16 protein-coding genes are annotated in these 15,804 nt (G+C 70.8%); 12 read left to right on the forward strand and 4 right to left on the reverse strand.

All coding sequences use genetic code 11. The features are described from left to right. Window positions 1-173 precede the first annotated feature (173 nt). A complete protein-coding gene (locus tag DDV73_RS01270; RefSeq protein WP_161962253.1) occupies window positions 174-1,652 on the forward strand; it encodes a beta-N-acetylhexosaminidase in 1,479 nt (492 codons plus the stop codon). Here DDV73_RS01270 and DDV73_RS01275 read toward each other — a convergent pair. Together DDV73_RS01275 and DDV73_RS01280 are read right to left on the reverse strand one after the other, a co-directional pair. Further along, a complete protein-coding gene (locus DDV73_RS01275) occupies window positions 1,649-2,755 on the reverse strand; it encodes an alcohol dehydrogenase catalytic domain-containing protein (RefSeq protein ID WP_109505427.1) in 1,107 nt (368 codons plus the stop codon). The genes DDV73_RS01270 and DDV73_RS01275 overlap by 4 nt on opposite strands. Then, entirely contained in the window at window positions 2,752-3,222 is a 471-nt protein-coding gene (locus DDV73_RS01280; protein WP_206050639.1) for a MarR family winged helix-turn-helix transcriptional regulator, read from the reverse strand. The genes DDV73_RS01275 and DDV73_RS01280 overlap by 4 nt, the downstream gene beginning before the upstream one ends. Before the next feature lie 93 nt (window positions 3,223-3,315). Between DDV73_RS01280 and DDV73_RS01285 the strand changes: the two genes are divergently transcribed. Together DDV73_RS01285 and DDV73_RS01290 are read left to right on the forward strand one after the other, a co-directional pair. Further along, window positions 3,316-3,651, forward strand: a complete 336-nt coding sequence (locus DDV73_RS01285; protein ID WP_109505429.1) for a rhodanese-like domain-containing protein — start codon at window positions 3,316-3,318, stop codon at window positions 3,649-3,651. A gap of 101 nt (window positions 3,652-3,752) precedes the next feature. After that, window positions 3,753-5,321, forward strand: a complete 1,569-nt coding sequence (locus tag DDV73_RS01290; protein WP_109505430.1) for an endonuclease/exonuclease/phosphatase family protein — start codon at window positions 3,753-3,755, stop codon at window positions 5,319-5,321. Window positions 5,322-5,783: 462 nt separating this feature from the next. Here the strand turns inward: DDV73_RS01290 and DDV73_RS01295 are convergent, their stop codons facing one another. Next, a complete protein-coding gene (locus DDV73_RS01295; protein ID WP_206050640.1) occupies window positions 5,784-6,377 on the reverse strand; it encodes a TetR/AcrR family transcriptional regulator in 594 nt (197 codons plus the stop codon). Between the two features lie 40 nt (window positions 6,378-6,417). Between DDV73_RS01295 and DDV73_RS01300 the strand changes: the two genes are divergently transcribed. The 8 genes from DDV73_RS01300 to DDV73_RS01335 all read left to right on the forward strand — a co-directional run bounded on the left by DDV73_RS01300 (window position 6,418) and on the right by DDV73_RS01335 (window position 13,833). Beyond that, a complete protein-coding gene (locus DDV73_RS01300) occupies window positions 6,418-7,677 on the forward strand; it encodes an acyl-CoA dehydrogenase family protein (protein ID WP_109505432.1) in 1,260 nt (419 codons plus the stop codon). 11 nt (window positions 7,678-7,688) lie between these two features. Continuing rightward, window positions 7,689-8,981: a hypothetical protein gene (locus DDV73_RS01305; protein ID WP_109505433.1), complete on the forward strand. Its 1,293-nt coding sequence runs from the start codon at window positions 7,689-7,691 to the stop codon at window positions 8,979-8,981. After that, window positions 8,978-9,781: an SDR family NAD(P)-dependent oxidoreductase gene (locus DDV73_RS01310; protein WP_109505434.1), complete on the forward strand. Its 804-nt coding sequence runs from the start codon at window positions 8,978-8,980 to the stop codon at window positions 9,779-9,781. Before DDV73_RS01305 ends, DDV73_RS01310 begins: the two co-directional genes overlap by 4 nt. Further along, the gene (locus tag DDV73_RS01315) at window positions 9,778-10,533 is read left to right on the forward strand and encodes an SDR family oxidoreductase (RefSeq protein WP_109505435.1); all 756 of its coding nucleotides are present in this window, start codon (window positions 9,778-9,780) and stop codon (window positions 10,531-10,533) included. The genes DDV73_RS01310 and DDV73_RS01315 overlap by 4 nt, the downstream gene beginning before the upstream one ends. Continuing rightward, window positions 10,470-11,606, forward strand: coding sequence for a phosphotransferase family protein (locus DDV73_RS01320; RefSeq protein WP_240617040.1), 1,137 nt, complete (start codon window positions 10,470-10,472; stop codon window positions 11,604-11,606). The genes DDV73_RS01315 and DDV73_RS01320 overlap by 64 nt, the downstream gene beginning before the upstream one ends. Further along, window positions 11,603-12,256, forward strand: coding sequence for a histidine phosphatase family protein (locus DDV73_RS01325; protein WP_109505436.1), 654 nt, complete (start codon window positions 11,603-11,605; stop codon window positions 12,254-12,256). The genes DDV73_RS01320 and DDV73_RS01325 overlap by 4 nt, the downstream gene beginning before the upstream one ends. An 87-nt stretch (window positions 12,257-12,343) precedes the next feature. Then, the gene (locus tag DDV73_RS01330; protein WP_109505437.1) at window positions 12,344-12,718 is read left to right on the forward strand and encodes a Crp/Fnr family transcriptional regulator; all 375 of its coding nucleotides are present in this window, start codon (window positions 12,344-12,346) and stop codon (window positions 12,716-12,718) included. Continuing rightward, a complete protein-coding gene (locus DDV73_RS01335; protein WP_109505438.1) occupies window positions 12,715-13,833 on the forward strand; it encodes an adenylate/guanylate cyclase domain-containing protein in 1,119 nt (372 codons plus the stop codon). Before DDV73_RS01330 ends, DDV73_RS01335 begins: the two co-directional genes overlap by 4 nt. On the opposite strand, the gene DDV73_RS01340 is transcribed toward DDV73_RS01335, so the two are convergent. Next, window positions 13,802-14,506: an SDR family oxidoreductase gene (locus tag DDV73_RS01340; protein WP_109505439.1), complete on the reverse strand. Its 705-nt coding sequence runs from the start codon at window positions 14,504-14,506 to the stop codon at window positions 13,802-13,804. The genes DDV73_RS01335 and DDV73_RS01340 overlap by 32 nt on opposite strands. A gap of 125 nt (window positions 14,507-14,631) precedes the next feature. Between DDV73_RS01340 and DDV73_RS28330 the strand changes: the two genes are divergently transcribed. Continuing rightward, window positions 14,632-15,690, forward strand: coding sequence for a hypothetical protein (locus DDV73_RS28330; protein ID WP_206050641.1), 1,059 nt, complete (start codon window positions 14,632-14,634; stop codon window positions 15,688-15,690). The last annotated feature ends 114 nt before the right edge of the window (window positions 15,691-15,804 follow it).

The following is a 15,804-nucleotide window of genomic DNA, read 5'->3' on the forward strand; positions in this document are numbered from 1 at the left end:
ACGCTCGCGTGCCGCGGCCCCCGCCGCGTCCGCTACATCGCGTCACCGCCGTACGCCGATCTGCGTAGGGGCCGGATAGTCCAGGCCGGTTGACATCACTTTTAGCCCGGAAAGTGATGTCAAACGTTCTGGACTATCGGGATCTGGCGCCTCAGGGCCTAGATTGCGGGCTTATGACAATCGCTCCGGCGACGATCCCGGCGTTGCAGGACTGGGAGCCGGGCACGGGCACATTCTCGCTGGGCAGCGACCCGGCGGTCGTCGTACCCACCGAGGACCGGGACGTGCTCGGCGACACCGCCGAGCTGCTCGCTGAGGAGCTGAAGGCGAGCACCGGGATCGGCACCCGCGTCGACTACGGCGGCCCGCTCCGGCCGGGTGACATCGCGCTCGCCCTCACCGAGACCGACGACCTGACCGGCGCCGAGGGCTACCGGCTCGACATCGGCGACGTGCTGCGGGTCAAGGCCGCGACCGGCGCCGGCGTCTTCTACGGCACCCGCACCGTGCTCCAGCTGCTCCGCACCGACGCTCCGATCCCGGGTGGACGGGCGGTCGACTGGCCGCGCTACCCGGAGCGCGGGCTGCTGATCGACATCGGCCGGCGGCACTACTCCGCGGAGTTCCTGCGCCGGCAGATCCAGGCGATGGCCTACCTCAAGATGAACTACCTGCACGTCCACCTGACCGAGAACGCCGGCCTCCGGATCGAGAGCGAGCTGCACCCCAGCGCGGTGCCGGAGGAGCGGCTCAGCAAGGCGGAGTGGGCCGAGCTGGTCGCCTTCGCGCAGCGGCACCACGTCACCGTCGTACCCGAGATCGACATGCCCGGCCACATGCGCGGCCTGCTCGCCGCGCACCCCGAGCTGCAGCTCACCAACAACCGCGGCAAGGGCAACGGCGCCCGGATGGACGTCACGCTGCCCGCGGCGCGGCAGTTCGCGAAGGAGGTGATCGGCGAGTACCTCCCGCTGTTCCCGGGCCCGTGGTGGCACCTCGGCGGCGACGAGTACCTGCCGGCGATGTCCTATCGGCGGCACCCGAGCCTGCTGACCTTCGCCCGCGAGACGTACGGCACGACCGCCAACGGCAAGGACACCCTGCACGGCTACCTCAACGAGCTCGCCGAGTACGTCGCCGGCCACGGCCGCCGGGCCCGGATCTGGAACGACGAGGCCGGCGGCGCCCGCGTGGTGCGGCTCGACCCCAGCATCGTGGTCGACTGGTGGACCGGCTTCAGTCCGATCTCCGACCCGCGGCCGCCGTCGCCGCGGCTGCTGGTCGACCGCGGGCATGAGGTCTCCAACCACGGCTGGTGGCCGACGTACTACAACTCGCCGGCGTTCCCGATCCCGGACATGCGGATCGCCTACGAGTCCTGGCGGGTCAACGAGTTCGTCAGCCTGCCGTACCTGACGTCGAAGCTCCGGCTGCCGGCGGTCAAGCTCGGCGCCGACGAGCCACGCAACCGCGGCGCCAAGCTGTCGATCTGGAGCGACGGCCGCAAGCAGAGCGAGGACGAGATCGTGCGTGACTCGCTGCCGCACCTGCGGGTGATCGCCCAGCACACCTGGGAGTCGCCGCTGCCCGGCGACTACGACGCCTTCCTCGCCATCGCGAAGGTCGTGGGTACGGCGCCGTACGAGCCCTAAGCGAGGTCGATGATCTGGCGCAGCACCTCGCCGGAGGCGAGGGCGTCCATGCCGGCGTTCACGTCGTCGAGGGCGAGGTGCGAGGAGACCAGCCGCTCGACCGGGAGCCGGCCGTCCCGCCACAGCTCCACGAAGCGCGGGATGTCGCGGCTGGGCACCGCCGAGCCGAGGTAGCTGCCGACGATCGAGCGGCCCTCGGCGACCAGCGCGGTCGGCGAGATCGCCGCCCGAGCCTCGCCCGGCGGCAGCCCGACAGTGATCGTCGTACCCCCGGGGCCGGTGAGCCCGATCGCGGTCTCGAAGGCCCGGATGCTGCCGGCCGCCTCGATCACCGCGTCGCCCCGCACGGACGCGGCGACCGCCTCGTCGGGTGCGTACGCCGCTGCGGCACCCAGCGCCAGTGCGGTCTCCCGCTTGCCGGCGACCGGGTCGACCGCCACCACCTCGACGCCGTCGTGGGCGAGGCCGGTCAGCACCGCCGCCATGCCCACTCCACCGAGCCCGACGACCACCAACCGCGACCCGGCGGCCGGCCGGGCGACGTTGACGACGGCTCCGCCGCCGGTGAGTACGGCGCAGCCCAGGACCGCGGCGGTCGCGAACGGGAGGTCGGCGTCCAGCCGGACCAGCGAGTGCTGGTCGACCACGGCATGGGTGGCGAAGCCGGAGACCCCGAGATGGTGGTGCACCTCCGCGCCGCCGCGGCTCAGCCGGCGAGACCCGGACAGCAGCGTCCCCGCGCCGTTGGCGACCGAGCCCGGCACGCACGGCCGGACCCCACCCGCGGCACACCCCTCGCACGACCCGCAGCGGGGCAGGAACGTCATCACCACGTGGTCGCCGACCGCGAACTCGGACTCCGGCGACCCGACGGCCTCGATGACCCCCGCCGCCTCGTGACCGAGCAGCATCGGCACCGGCCGCGGCCGGTTGCCCTCGACGACCGACAGGTCGGAGTGGCACAGCCCGGCGGCGTGGATCCGGACCAGCACCTCACCGGGTCCCGGCGGCGCCAGCTCGAGCTCGTCGACGGTGAGCGGCACGCTCTCGGCGTACGGCGTCGGCCGTCCCAACTCCTCCAGTACCGCGCCCCGGATCCTCATGCGCGCGTCCTCGCGCGTCGGCTCAGCTGGATCGGCTGGCTGTTTCCGTCGACCACCTTGGTCAGCGCCGTGGCGATCGCGCGCGCCTGTGGTCCGGTGAGATAGCGGCCGAAGTGCTGTTGGATGCCGTCGGCGTAGATCGGCGCCGTCTGGTCGAGCGCCTCCCCACCCGCGGCTGTCATCACGGCCCAGGTGACTCGTCCGTCGCTCGGGTCGCCCCGGCGCTCGACCAGCCCAGCCGAGCCCATCTCGTCGACCAGTCTGCTGACGCGGGTGCGGCTCAGCACCACCCGTTCGGAGAGCTCCTGCATGCGCAGCCCGTCCGCACCGCAGGGCCGCAGCTCGAGCAGTACGTCGTACCAGGACAGCGGAATCGGAGCGCGGCGCTGGACGTCTGCTTCGACGGCTCGCACCGACGCACTGTGGGCCAGCAGCATCGCTCGCCACGCGTCATGGATGTCGCCCATGGAGGCCATCGTAGTCAGCAAACAATTGCGTGCGCGCGCACATATTGTTAAAGTGTGTGCGTCCGCACATAAATTGCCCGAAAGGAAACGCACATGTCACAGACCATCGGCCGCGACGACGTCAAGGCGATGATCGACGCCGGTGAGGCCATCGTGATCGAGGCGCTGCCCGCGAGCTACTACGAGGACGCGCACCTCCCCGGCGCCATCAACATCCCTCACGACGAGGTCGAGGAGCTGGCCCCGCAGCTGCTCACCGACAAGCAGGCCACGCTCATCGTGTACTGCGCCGACCTGGCCTGTCCGAACTCGACACTGGCTGCCCGGCGTCTCGCCCGGCTGGGGTACGGACGCGTCTTCGACTACGCCGAGGGCAAGGCCGACTGGATCGGCGCGGGCCTCCCGACCGAGTCGAGCGTCAAGGCCTGAGGACGCTCCAGCCGGGTCGGCCCGAGTCGTCCATCCAGGTTCGCCAGAACGCCACCAACTGTCCATGGGCGGGCCAGTTCCGCCGCCTTAGGGTGTGCGCCATGAGGAGCAGACGACTTGGGCCGGCCACCATTCTGGCCGCGATCCTGGCCACGCTTTCCACGCTGCAGCCGACCGCTGCAGCCCCACAAACAGCTACCGAGGCGCCGCCTAAAGCGGCGGCCGCGGTGACCGTCAAGGTGATGAGCTTCAACATCTGGCTGGGTGGCACCCAGGTCAACTTCAGCCAGGTGGTGCGGGCGATCCAGACCGCGGGCGCCGACATCGTCGGCGTCCAAGAACCGGGTGGGAACCTGGCCCGACTGGCCACCGAGCTCGGCTGGTACCACCACGCCGGCCAGAACGTCGTCAGCCGCTACCCGCTCGTCGACCCCGGCGACGGCGGCCCCTATGTGTACGCCACGGTGGCGCCCGGGCAGGCGGTCGCGGTCTCGAACGTGCACCTGACCGCCTACCCGTACGGCCCGTACGACCTCCGCGACGGCTCCAGCCTGTCCACCGTCCTGGCGAACGAGCAGCGGATCCACATGGCCGAGATGGACTCGCGCTTCGACGCGCTGCCCGCGGTCGCGGCCAGCGGCGTACCGGTGTTCCTGACCGGCGACTTCAACGTGCCGTCCCACCTCGACTGGACCGAGGCGCGCAGGCCCGAGCACTTCGGGTACGCCGTCCGCTGGCCGGTCTCGGCCGAGCTCGAGCGGCTCGGCTTCCGTGACCCGTACCGGCAGGTCAACCCCGACCCGTCGGCCGACCACGGCCACACCTGGACCCCGGGATACCCGCCGCCCAACACCGAGCCGGACGAGGTGCACGACCGGATCGACTTCGTCTACTCGATCGGCCCGTCGACGACGACCGCCTCGCAGGTGGTCGGCGAGTCCAGCGCCAACGCCGACATCGTCGTGTCGCCCTGGCCCTCGGACCACCGCGCGGTGGTGGCGACGTTCACCGCGACCCCGGCGCCGCTGCCGCACTCGGTCGCCACCGACCGCGCCGACTACGCGCCGGGCGCGCCGATCAAGGTCGACTTCGCCGGCCCCGGCAACTCCCGGGACTGGATCGGGATCTACCGCGAGGGTGACACGCCGGGCAGCGTCGCCTCGCGGTACTGGAAGTACGTCGGCGGCTCGCAGACGCCCGGCGGGGCGGTCACCAACGGCTCGGTGACCTTCGACGCCACGTCGCCGGGCGAGGAGGCGGGCACCTGGCCGCCGCCACCCGGCAACTACCGAGTGCACCTGCTGGAGAACGACGGCCATCGGATCCTGGCCTCGGCCTCGTTCCGGGTGCTCTCAGCCGCGCAGCTGCCGACGGTGGCCACGGGGAAGTCGACGTACCGCTCGGGCGAGAACGTGTCGGTCACGTTCAGCAACGCGTCCGGCCACGCGTCGAGCTGGGTCGGCATCTACCCGGCCGGCGTCACGCCGGGAACCCAGGCGTCGCTCCGCTGGGCGTACCTCAACGGCCGGACCAGCGGCAGCCAGACCCTCGGCCGCCAGCAGTCGGGGAGCACCTGGCCGCTGCCGCCCGGCAGCTACCGGGTCCACCTGTTCCGCGACGGTGGGTACGTCGTGGACGCCAGCGCGACGTTCACCGTCGTCGCGCGCTGACCGCCTTGTAACGCGGAGTTATGCACACTGCTACCCGGTAATAACGCGGCGGCAGAGTGGATAACTCCGCGTTACATGAAGCAGCCGCGGCCCCAGGGAGGGGCCGCGGCTGCTTGTCTTTGGCTGGCTCGAGTGCCGGTCAGGCGGCGTGGTGGGGAACGTGCTTCGGCGCTTCCACCACGGGCGCGGACCAGCGCGCCTCCATGTATGTCCGACCGCGTGCGTCTTGCACGGGCACCCAGGTGAGGGTCAGGCCGGAGGGGCGCTCAGCCACTTGGTTGTCTCTCATGAGACACCTCCTGTTCACTTTTCGTTCACCTAAGGTACGACATTCGGCTACCGAAATCCAGGCAATCCCCACTTTGGGGTGTCAGAAGCCTGTTAGGGCGCGGCCCGTGCTCCACCTGAGCGCCGTTTCGGCCCGCTATCTGCGGTCGCTCACTCCACTGGCCGGTTGCCGGGTCAGCTGTCGAGGCTCAGCAGCGTCCGCAAAGCCGCCGTACAGTGCGCGACCTCGTCGCTGAGCGGACGCGGGCGCTCGCTCACCGGGTCGGCGGTCCACTGCAGCGCGCGATCCTCGACGTACGCCGTCCACGCGTGGACGACGTCGAGCGCGGCCGGGCCGAGCTCGAGCCGCTCGGCCAGCTGGTCGGCGATGGCGGCGCGCAGGCTCTCTACCCGGTCGCCGCCGAGGGCGAGCGCGCCGCTGCCGAACACCAGCGCCAGGTAGAAGTCGCGGCGCCGCTCGATCTGGGCGAAGTAGCGCTCGACGAACTGGGTGAGCGCCTCGTCGCCCGTGGCCCCGTCATCCGGCGCGATGTTGCGCCGCACCCGGCGCACCGCGGCGCCGATCACCGCGTCGTGGTACGCCGCCTTGGTCGGGAAGTAGTGGAACAGTAGGCCGCGCGAGATCCCCGCCTCGGCCGCAACCTCGTCCACCGACACCGCCTGGATCGGCCGCTCCACCAGCTTGCGCAGGCCGATGCCGAGCAGCTGCCGGCGACGCTCGTCGGGCGCGAGACGGGTCCGTGCAGCTGGCTCCGGGGACGTGGTCACGCTATTGAGCATTGCTCAACAACTCGCTATCGTCAACGTCATGGACTTCGCTCCCTCCGCGCGTGCCGCCGACCTGACCGCCCGAGTCAAGGCCTTCATCGAGACCGAGATCGAGCCGGTCGAGGCGGGCTACCACCACGAGATCGCCGCGACCCGCGAGCGCGGCGGCGACCCGTGGCAGCCGCTGCCGCTGATCGCCGAGCTGCAGGAGAAGGCGCGGGCCCAGGGCCTGTGGAACCTCTTCCTGCCGAAGGAGCACGCGGGTGAGTACGCCGCCCGGTTCGGCACCGACGGCGGCGAGGGGCTGACCAACACCGACTACGCGCCGATCGCCGAGCTGACCGGCCGGTCCTTCATCGCGCCGTACGTTTTCAACTGCAACGCGCCCGACACCGGCAACATGGAGGTGCTGCTGAAGTACGGCGACGAGGCGCAGCGCAAGGAGTGGCTGGAGCCGCTGCTCGACGGCCGGATCCGCAGCGCGTTCACGATGACCGAGCCCGACGTCGCCTCCTCCGACGCCACCAACATGGAGGCCACCGCGGTCCTCGACGGTGACGAGATCGTGATCAACGGCCGCAAGTGGTGGTCGACCGGCGTCGGCCACCCGGACTGCAAGATCTTCGTCTTCATGGGGCTCACCGACCCCGACGCCGGCCGGCACCAACGGCACACCATGGTCCTGGTCCCGCGGGACGCTCCGGGCGTCAAGGTGGAGCGGATGCTGCAGACGATGGGCGTGTACGACGAGCCCTTCGGCCACGGCGAGGTGTCGTTCACCGACGTCCGGGTGCCGGCGAGCAACGTCCTGCTCGGCCCCGGCCGCGCGTTCGAGATCGCCCAGGGCCGGCTCGGTCCGGGCCGGGTGCACCACTGCATGCGGCTGATCGGGCTGGCGGAGAAGGCGCTCGAGCTCGCCTGCAAGCGCGGCCTGGAGCGGACCGCCTTCGGCAAGCCGCTGGCCAACCTCGGCGGCAACCGGGAGCGGATCGCCGACGCCCGGATCGCGATCGACCAGGCCCGGCTGCTGGTCCTGAACGCCGCCTGGAAGCTGGACACCGGAGGCTCGCCGAACGCGATCAACGAGGTCAGCCAGATCAAGGTCGCGGTCCCGAACATGGCCCAGCAGGTGATCGACTTCGCCATCCAGCTGCACGGCGGCGGCGGCCTCAGCAACGACTTCCCGCTCGCCGGCGCCTGGATCAATGCCCGTGCGCTTCGGCTGGCCGATGGCCCCGACGAGGTGCACCGCGGCGTCGTCGCCCGCCTCGAGCTGATGAAGTACGGCGCCTCCCGGTGAGGTATGCCCTCGTGGCCACGCTGACCGTCGTCGCCGCCGCGGCTGTGGCCTGCGGCAAGCCGGTCACGACCACGGAGCTCGACGACGCGGTCGGTTCGCTGTCGGGCGTGACCTCGACAAGCGTGTCCTGCCAGGAGCCGTTGCCCCGGTCCTACGACTGCCGAGGCGCCGTCGAGATGGAGCCCGAGACGCTCACGGAGGACCAGATCCTCGCGGTCAAGGCGGCAACCAGCGATCTGGTCAACGATCGCGACCTGAGCGTGACGATCAGCGCGGGTGAGTCGTTCGCGCTGACCTATGCCAAGTCCGCCGCCGTCGACAAGGGCCTCGCCAGCGTGTTGGTGTACGCCGCCACCACCGATGGCGTGACCGGCCTGGCCCTCGCCGCCGACAGCCGGACGGGTGACCTCCAGCTCGAGAACGCGCCGTACTCGGAGGTTGTCGGCCACGTCGACGAGGTGATGAGCCGCGCCGAGATCAAGGAGCTGGCCGCCCACACCGAGGAGCTGGTCGTCAACACCGGCACGGGCGGCGCCTCGGCCGGCGACGAGATCGCCCTGGGTGAGCGGCTCGACGAGGAGTACGGCGTCACCGGCGGCGCGCTCGCCGCCGACCGGCTGGAGCTGCAGCTCGCCGAGGGCACCGATGTCGACGAGGCCGAGACCTTCGCCGGCGAGCAGCCTGAGTTCGACAAGATCGCCGTGGTCGACCTCGGCGGTGCCCAAGACGACGTGTCACTGAGCGGTGCGTCCAGCGAGGCGGCGCCGCGGATGAAGCGGATCGTCGACGTGGCCCGCGAGCGGCCGGGATTCGAGAGCGCCTCCGCCAACGGCGAGACGCTCAACGTCGTGATGGCGACGCTCGACGACGTCGATGCCCTGCACGATGCCCTCACCGCCGAGGCGGCCGACGACTACGAGGCAACCGGCGTGTCCTATGCGACGCCCGACGCGGTCGTCGCTCGCGGGCCGGGTGAGGAGCTGCATACCGAGGTGGCCAGGGACCTGGTCGGGCAGGATCGATGGGAGCTGATCGGCGTGCGCGCCGACGGCTTCGGCACAGTGCTCAAGGTCTCGCCCGCGCCCGGGCCGGTCGACCTGCGCGAGCTCGGCGCCGCCCTGGCCGAGACCGCCCTCGCCGAGGAGCCGATGCGGGTGGAGCTGAGCTGGATCGGCGACGACGACAGGCGCAACGAGGCGTCGTTCGGCAGCGGCAGCGCGGAGATCGAGCCGGAGCTGTTCGGCGAGAACAAGGACGATGCCGACGCGCTCCGCGACGGCTGGGCGGAAGGGTTCGAACGATGACACAGGGCAGACGAGTACTCGTCACCGGCGGTGCGTCCGGGCTGGGCGCCGCGCTGGTCGAGGCGTTCGCCGCCCGCGGCGACCGGGTGGTCTCCACGGACCTCGCCGGTGCTGACCTCAAGCTCGACGTGACGTCGGACGACGACTGGGAGCGCGCCCGCGACTGGGTCGAGGAGCAGTGGGGCGGGCTCGACGTACTCGTCAACAACGCCGGGATCGCCGCCGGCGGCCGGATCGACGTGGCCGGCTTCGACGAGTGGCAGCGCGGCATCGAGATCAACCTGTACGGCGTGGTCCGCGGCTGCCGCACCTTCGTGCCGATGATGAAGCGCCAGGAGGGCGGTCACATCGTGAACACCGCCTCGATGGCCGGCCTGGTCCACCCGCCGGCGATGGCGCCGTACACCGCGGCAAAGGCGGGCGTGGTGGCGATGAGCGAGTCGCTGCACTTCGAGCTGTCGCCATGGCGGATCAAGGTGCAGGCGGTCTGCCCGTCGTACTTCCGCACCAATCTGGCCAGCTCGTTCAGCGGCGCGGACCCGGTGCCGGCGGTGATGATCGGCCGGCTGGTCGACAAGTCCCCGCTGGGCGCCGAGGACATCGCCGCCGAGGTGATCGCCGGGATGGAGACCGACGACCCGCTAATCCTCACCGACGAGGTCGGCCGGGTGGCCTACCGCGACAAGCACGCCGACCCCGACACCTACCGCAAGCAGCAGCACGGATACGGCGCGAAGATAAGAGCGCTCACCGATTCAGCCGAGACGCCGAACCACACGAGCCAGGAGACAGACAGATGAGCAAGGGCACGATTCTGATCACCGGAGCCAGTTCCGGCCTGGGCGAGGAGATGTCCCGCCAGTTCGCCGAGCTCGGCTACGACCTGGCGCTGTGCGCGCGGCGTACCGACCGGCTCGACGCACTCAAGGCCGAGATCGCCGCGGCGCACCCCGACCGCCGGGTCGAGCTCAAGGCGCTCGACGTGAACGACGACGACGCGGTGTTCCGGGTGTTCAAGGAGTTCGCGGCCGAGTTCGGCAGCATCGACCGGGTGATCATCAACGCCGGCCTCGGCAAGGGCGCGCCGCTCGGCACCGGCCGGTACGATGCCAATAGGCAGACCGCGATGACCAACTTCGTGGCCGCGCTCGCCCAGACCGAGGCGGCGATGGAGATCTTCCGGGCCCAGAAGAGCGGCCACCTGGTGATGATCTCGTCTATCTCCGCGCTGCGCGGGATGCGCAAGACGATCACGACGTACGCCGCCACCAAGGCCGGCGTCGCCGCCCTGGCCGAGGGCCTGCTCAACGAGAACGTCAAGAAGAAGGGCATCGACGTCTCGATCATCTACCCCGGCTACATCCGCTCGGAGATGAACGAGAAGGTCGCCCAGAAGGCCAAGTTCATGGTCGACACCAAGACCGGCGTGAAGTCGATGGTCGCGGCCATCGAGAAGCGCAAGGAGAAGGCGTACGTCCCGGCGTGGCCGTGGGTGCCGATCGGTTTCGTGCTGAAGAACGCGCCGATGTCGGTGGTCCGGAGGACCTTCTGAGCGGCGAGGTCGCGGGCGCCCGGGCGGTCCGCGACGAGGATGCCTTCGACGTCGAGCGGGTGGCCGGCTGGCTGCGCGAGCACGGCGACGCCGCCCTGGCCGGCACGCCCGAGGTCCGCCAGTTCTCCGGGGGCGCGTCCAACCTGACCTACCTGCTCCGCTACCCCGAGCGCGACCTGATCCTGCGTCGGCCGCCGGCTGGGCACAAGGCCAAGAGCGCGCACGACATGGGCCGGGAGTTCACCATCCAGTCCCGGCTGGCGCCCGTCTTCCCGTACGTCGCGCCGATGGTGGCGTTCTGCGACGACGAGTCGGTGATCGGCTCGCAGTTCTACGTGATGGAGCGGCTGGTCGGCCCCATCCCCGCGGTGGACCTGCCGGCGGGCGTCGAGCTGACCCCGGAACAGGCCCGGAGCCTGGCCACCAACACCTTCGACCTGATGATCGACCTGCACGGCGTCGACGTCGACGCCGCGGGCCTGCGCGACCTCGGCAAGGGCGAGGGGTACGTCGCCCGCCAGGTCGGCGGCTGGTCGGGTCGCTACCGCAAGGCCCGGACACCGGACGTCGGACCGATGGAGAGCACCATGGACTGGCTGGACGCCCACCAGCCTCCCGACCGTCGTACCTGCCTGATCCACAACGACTTCCGGATGGACAACATCGTCTACGCGCCGGACGACCTGACCCGCCCGATCGGGCTGCTGGACTGGGAGATGGCCACCCTCGGCGACCCGCTGATGGACCTCGGCGGCGCGATCGCCTACTGGGTCCAGGCCGACGACGACGCCGAGATCCAGCTGGCCCGGATGCAGCCCTCCCACCTGCCCGGGATGCCGACCCGACAGGGGATCTTCGACTACTACGGCGAGCGCACCGGGCTGGAGGTCGGCGAGCGGGACCGGGTGTTCTACGAGGTCTTCGGGCTGTTCCGGCTGGCCGTGATCGCCCAGCAGATCTACTACCGCTACTACCACGGGCAGACCACCAACCCGAGGTTCAAGGACATCGGCGTCTGGGTGGACATCCTCGACCGCCGCTGCCAGCGGCTGATCGCGGCGGCCGGGTCGTGAGCGTCGTACTCCTGGTCCGGCACGGGCAGGCGTCGTTCGGCGCCGCGGACTACGACGTGCTCTCCGAGGTCGGCCACGAGCAGTCGCGGGTGCTCGGCAAGTCACTGGCCGCGCGCGGGGTGACCCCGGACGTCGTGATCCGCGGCGGACTGCGGCGGCACCAGCAGACCACCGACGAGCTGGTCGGCGCGGCCGGCTGGGGCAACCACGGCGAGGTGGTGGTCGACGACGGGTTCGACGAGTTCGACCACCTGCAGATCATCGAGGCGTACCGGCCCACACTGCGCCCGGACCAGGCCTTCCAGGAGGCCTTCGGGCTGGCCATCGCGCGCTGGGCGTCGGGCGAGTACGACGCCGACTACCCCGAGCCGTTCACCGCCTTCGAGGCCCGGGTGGTCGCGGCCGCCGAGCGGCTGAACGACGTCGTCCCGGAGAAGGGGCTCGCGGTGGTGGTCACCTCCGGCGGGCCGATCGGCGTCCTCACCGCGCGCCTGCTCGCCGGCGAGCCGGCGTCCTGGGGCCGCTTCAACAGCGTCGCGGTCAACACCGGCGTCACCAAGCTGATCAGCGGCCGCAACGGCCTCTCGGTCGTCTCCTTCAACGAGCACACCCACCTCGAACACGACCGCAGCCTCCTTACCTACAGGTAACCGACTGGCGGGCGGGCTATGGACAGCCCGGCCAGGTACGCGCGAGGATCCGAGGCGGGGAGGGCCCGACAGACGAGAGGTTGTGTCATGCCCGAGTCGTTCCTGGACCGCTTCACCGACAGCGAGGTCTCCCGGATCCGTGAGGCTGGGACCGAGGTGACCGTCCCGGCTGGTTGGTCGCCGATCTGGGAGGGCACGCCGTCGGACAAGGCGTACGTGCTGCTGGAGGGCGAGGTGTCGGTCCGGCACGGCGCCGAGGAGTTCGCCGTACTCACCCCCGGCGACATCATGGGTGAGACCTCGATCGTCAACCACCAGCTCCGCAACGCGACCCTGGTCGCGACCAGCGACCTGCGCGCCCTGCACCTGACCCGGGAGACGATCGAGAAGCTCTCGGCGGACATCCCGTCGTTCCGCGAGGCCCTCGACGACGCGGTGGCCCGGCACACTCCGGGCGGATGACCGACGACCCACCGGAGCTCGTGTCGCCGGAGGAGATCGAGCGGCTGCTCATGGGCGCCAAGCCCACGCTCACTCGGCAGCAGGTGGCCGCCAAGGCCGGCGTACCGATGGAGGTCGCAACCGAGCTGTGGCACCTGCTCGGCTTCGCCCACCACGAGGACAGTGACGTCGCCTTCACCAAGGCCGACGTCAAAGCGCTGGCGGCCGCCGCGGAGCTGATGGGGCTGGGTCTGGTCGACCCGGAGTCGCAGGCGGCGATGGTGCGGACCTGGGGACGCAGCTTCGCCCGGCTCGCCGAGTGGCAGACCGACCTGCTCGCGGATGTGGTCGCGGCGCAGCCCGAGCCGGCCCGCGCGCTCAGCGGCGTGGTCGGGCAGGTGCTGCCGCGGATCGAGTACCTCCAGGAGTACATCTGGCGCCGGCACCTGGTCAGCGCGGCGGCCCGGCTGCTGGCGGTGAGCGCCGAGGGGCTGCCGAAGCTGGCGGTCGGCTTCGTCGACATCGTCGGCTACACCTCGATCTCCAAGAGCCTCAGCGAGCGCGAGCTGGTCGCGCTGATCGAGTACTTCGAGGACGAGGTCACCCGCGCCGTGGTGGACGCCGGCGGCCGGGTGATCAAGACCATCGGCGACGAGGTGCTGTTCGTGGCCGACAGGGTGCGCGCCGCTGCCGACGTCGCGCTCGACATCACCGCGCGCGGCGCCGTCGCCGACGACCGGTTCCCGCAGGTCCGGGCCGGGGTGGCGTACGGCGAGGTGCTGAGCCGGCTCGGCGACGTCTTCGGGCCGACCGTCAACATCGCCTCCCGCCTCACCTCCGTGGCCCGGCCCGGGACCGTGCTCGTCGACCGCGGCGCTCGCGACTCGCTGGTCGGCGTCGAGCCACGGGTGGAGCAGGACGACGCGGCGCCGCTGGCCGCGATCATCGACGCGATCGACGTACCCGGGCTGGTGGGTGCCGAGGAGGAGGTCGGCGGCACCGCCGACCTTCCCGGCTACCGGCTCCGGCGGATGCGCCGTACCTCGGTCAAGGGCTACTCGCGCCTCGAGCCCTGGGTGCTCCGCCGGGCACCGGACCCGCGGCTCAGATCGGCTGGCCGACCGGGCGCAGAGTGACGCTGTTGATGTCCACGCCGGCGGGCTGGGTGAGCACCCAAAGCAGCGTGGCCGCGACCTGGTCGGAGGTCATCATGCCGGTGTCGGGGCGCTCGTCCCCGGCACCTTCCCAGAACGCCGTCTCGGTGCGGCCGGGCGAGATCAGGGTGACGCCGATGCCGTCCTCGGTGACGGCCAGGCGGGTGTTCTCGGACAGACCGGTGACCGCCCACTTGGTGACGCCGTAGATGTTGTCCGGTGACCATTTCACGCCGGCGACGCTGCCGACCAGCACGATCCGGCCGCGGGTCTCGCGCAGCGCCGGGATCGCGTGGTGCACCAGCAGCGCGGGGCCGAGGACGTTGGTCAACACCATGTCCTTCCAGCCCTCCGGGTCGCCGTCGGTGATCGCGTCGAAGGTGGCGTAGCCGGCGTTGGCGACCGCGTGGTTCAGCCGGCCGAAGCGCTCGACGGTGTCCGCGACGGCGCGCCGTACCGACTCGTTGTCGGCGGCGTCGCCGGGCAGGAGCAGTAGCTCGTCGGGGCGGCCGAGCTGCTCGGCGAGGTCCTCGAGCCGCTCTTTGCGGCGGGCGGTGACGGCGACCCGGTGGCCGAGGTCGAGGAGCTGGCGGGTGGCGGCGGCGCCGATCCCGGTGGAGCCGCCGGTGATCAGGGTGACGGGTGATTCGGTCATGGCCCGACGCTAGAAATGTGAGTGCGCTCTAAGTCAACCCGTTCGACAGTTGACGCCGAAACCATCCATGACGAGGCGTTGGTTCGCTGCTACGGTCTGTCCGCATCAGTCCTTTGGGGGGACCCGTGTCGTCAAACTTCTGGCCTACGCCTGCCGTGGTCGCAGTCGTTGCTGCGCTCACGCTGTCCGGCTGCAGTGTTTTCGGCTCGGAGGACGACTTCAGCATCAGCGACGCTCTCGAAGAGCTGCCCTACGCCGAGACCGACGGCCTGGTCACGGTCGAGGTGGCCGACCTCGACCGCGCTACCGAGCTGGCCGACATGGAGTCACCCGAGCCTGGTGACTCCGACGCCGCCGGCGAGTGGCTGCGGGGGTTCGACGGCCCGGTGTTCGTGCCCTTCTCGTCGTTGCTCGGCGTCCAGTACCTGGTGACCGGGCAGGGGCGGGAGCAGGTCGGGTTCGACGTCACCGAGGTGAGCGCCTTCGCCGGTGTCAGCGACCCGGAGCGACGGTTCGTGGTCGAGGAGCTCCGCGACGGCGCCGGGCTGAAGGACGGCCTGCCGGAGCGCGACGGCGTACGGCAGACCGCCGAAGGCGAGATCGGTGAGTTCGACGCGGGCTCGGCCGACTCAGGCGACGGCCCCTACGTCTTCGTGACCGCTCTCGAGGAGAAGAACGGCCGAGTGGCTTTCGCCAACCAGGCCGGGCTGGTCAGGGACTGGAAGGACGACGACGGCGAACGGCTCTCCGACCACGACGCGCTCGGCGCCGTCGCCGAGGCGCTCGACGATGCCGAGTCGTACGCCGCGACCCTGGTCGCCGGCGACCTCACCTTCGCGCCGTCCGTCGCGGCCGACCCCGACGTGTCCCGAGCGCTGGAGTGCCCGATCTCCGCCGAGTTCGATGCCGTCGGCGTGGGCCAGGCGTTCGACGGCGACAGCCCGCGGATCTTCGTCTCCTACCACTTCACCGGCGAGTCCGACGACCTCGAGAAGCAGGTCAAGGCCGCCTGGTCCGACGCCGAGGTCGCCCAGCTCTCCCGCCCGGTCAGCGACCTGGTCGACCTGAAGTCCGTCGAGTCCGACGGCGACGTCGTCACCGCCGAGCTAGCCCCCGTCGACGACCGCGCCGACGTCGTCTACCGGATGCTCGTCGCCCGCGACGTACCGCTCGCGCACTGCTGAGAGCGGGGGCAGTTTCACTAGGTGGGTCACATCGGTGAGTGCAACATCCTGCTCCTGATGGGTGTGTCGCATGGCTGGTCCGGTGTTCTCGTGGCGGATGGTGCCGTCTGTGTT

The organism is Nocardioides speluncae (assembly GCF_003121585.1).
GTDB lineage: Bacteria > Actinomycetota > Actinomycetes > Propionibacteriales > Nocardioidaceae > Nocardioides > Nocardioides speluncae.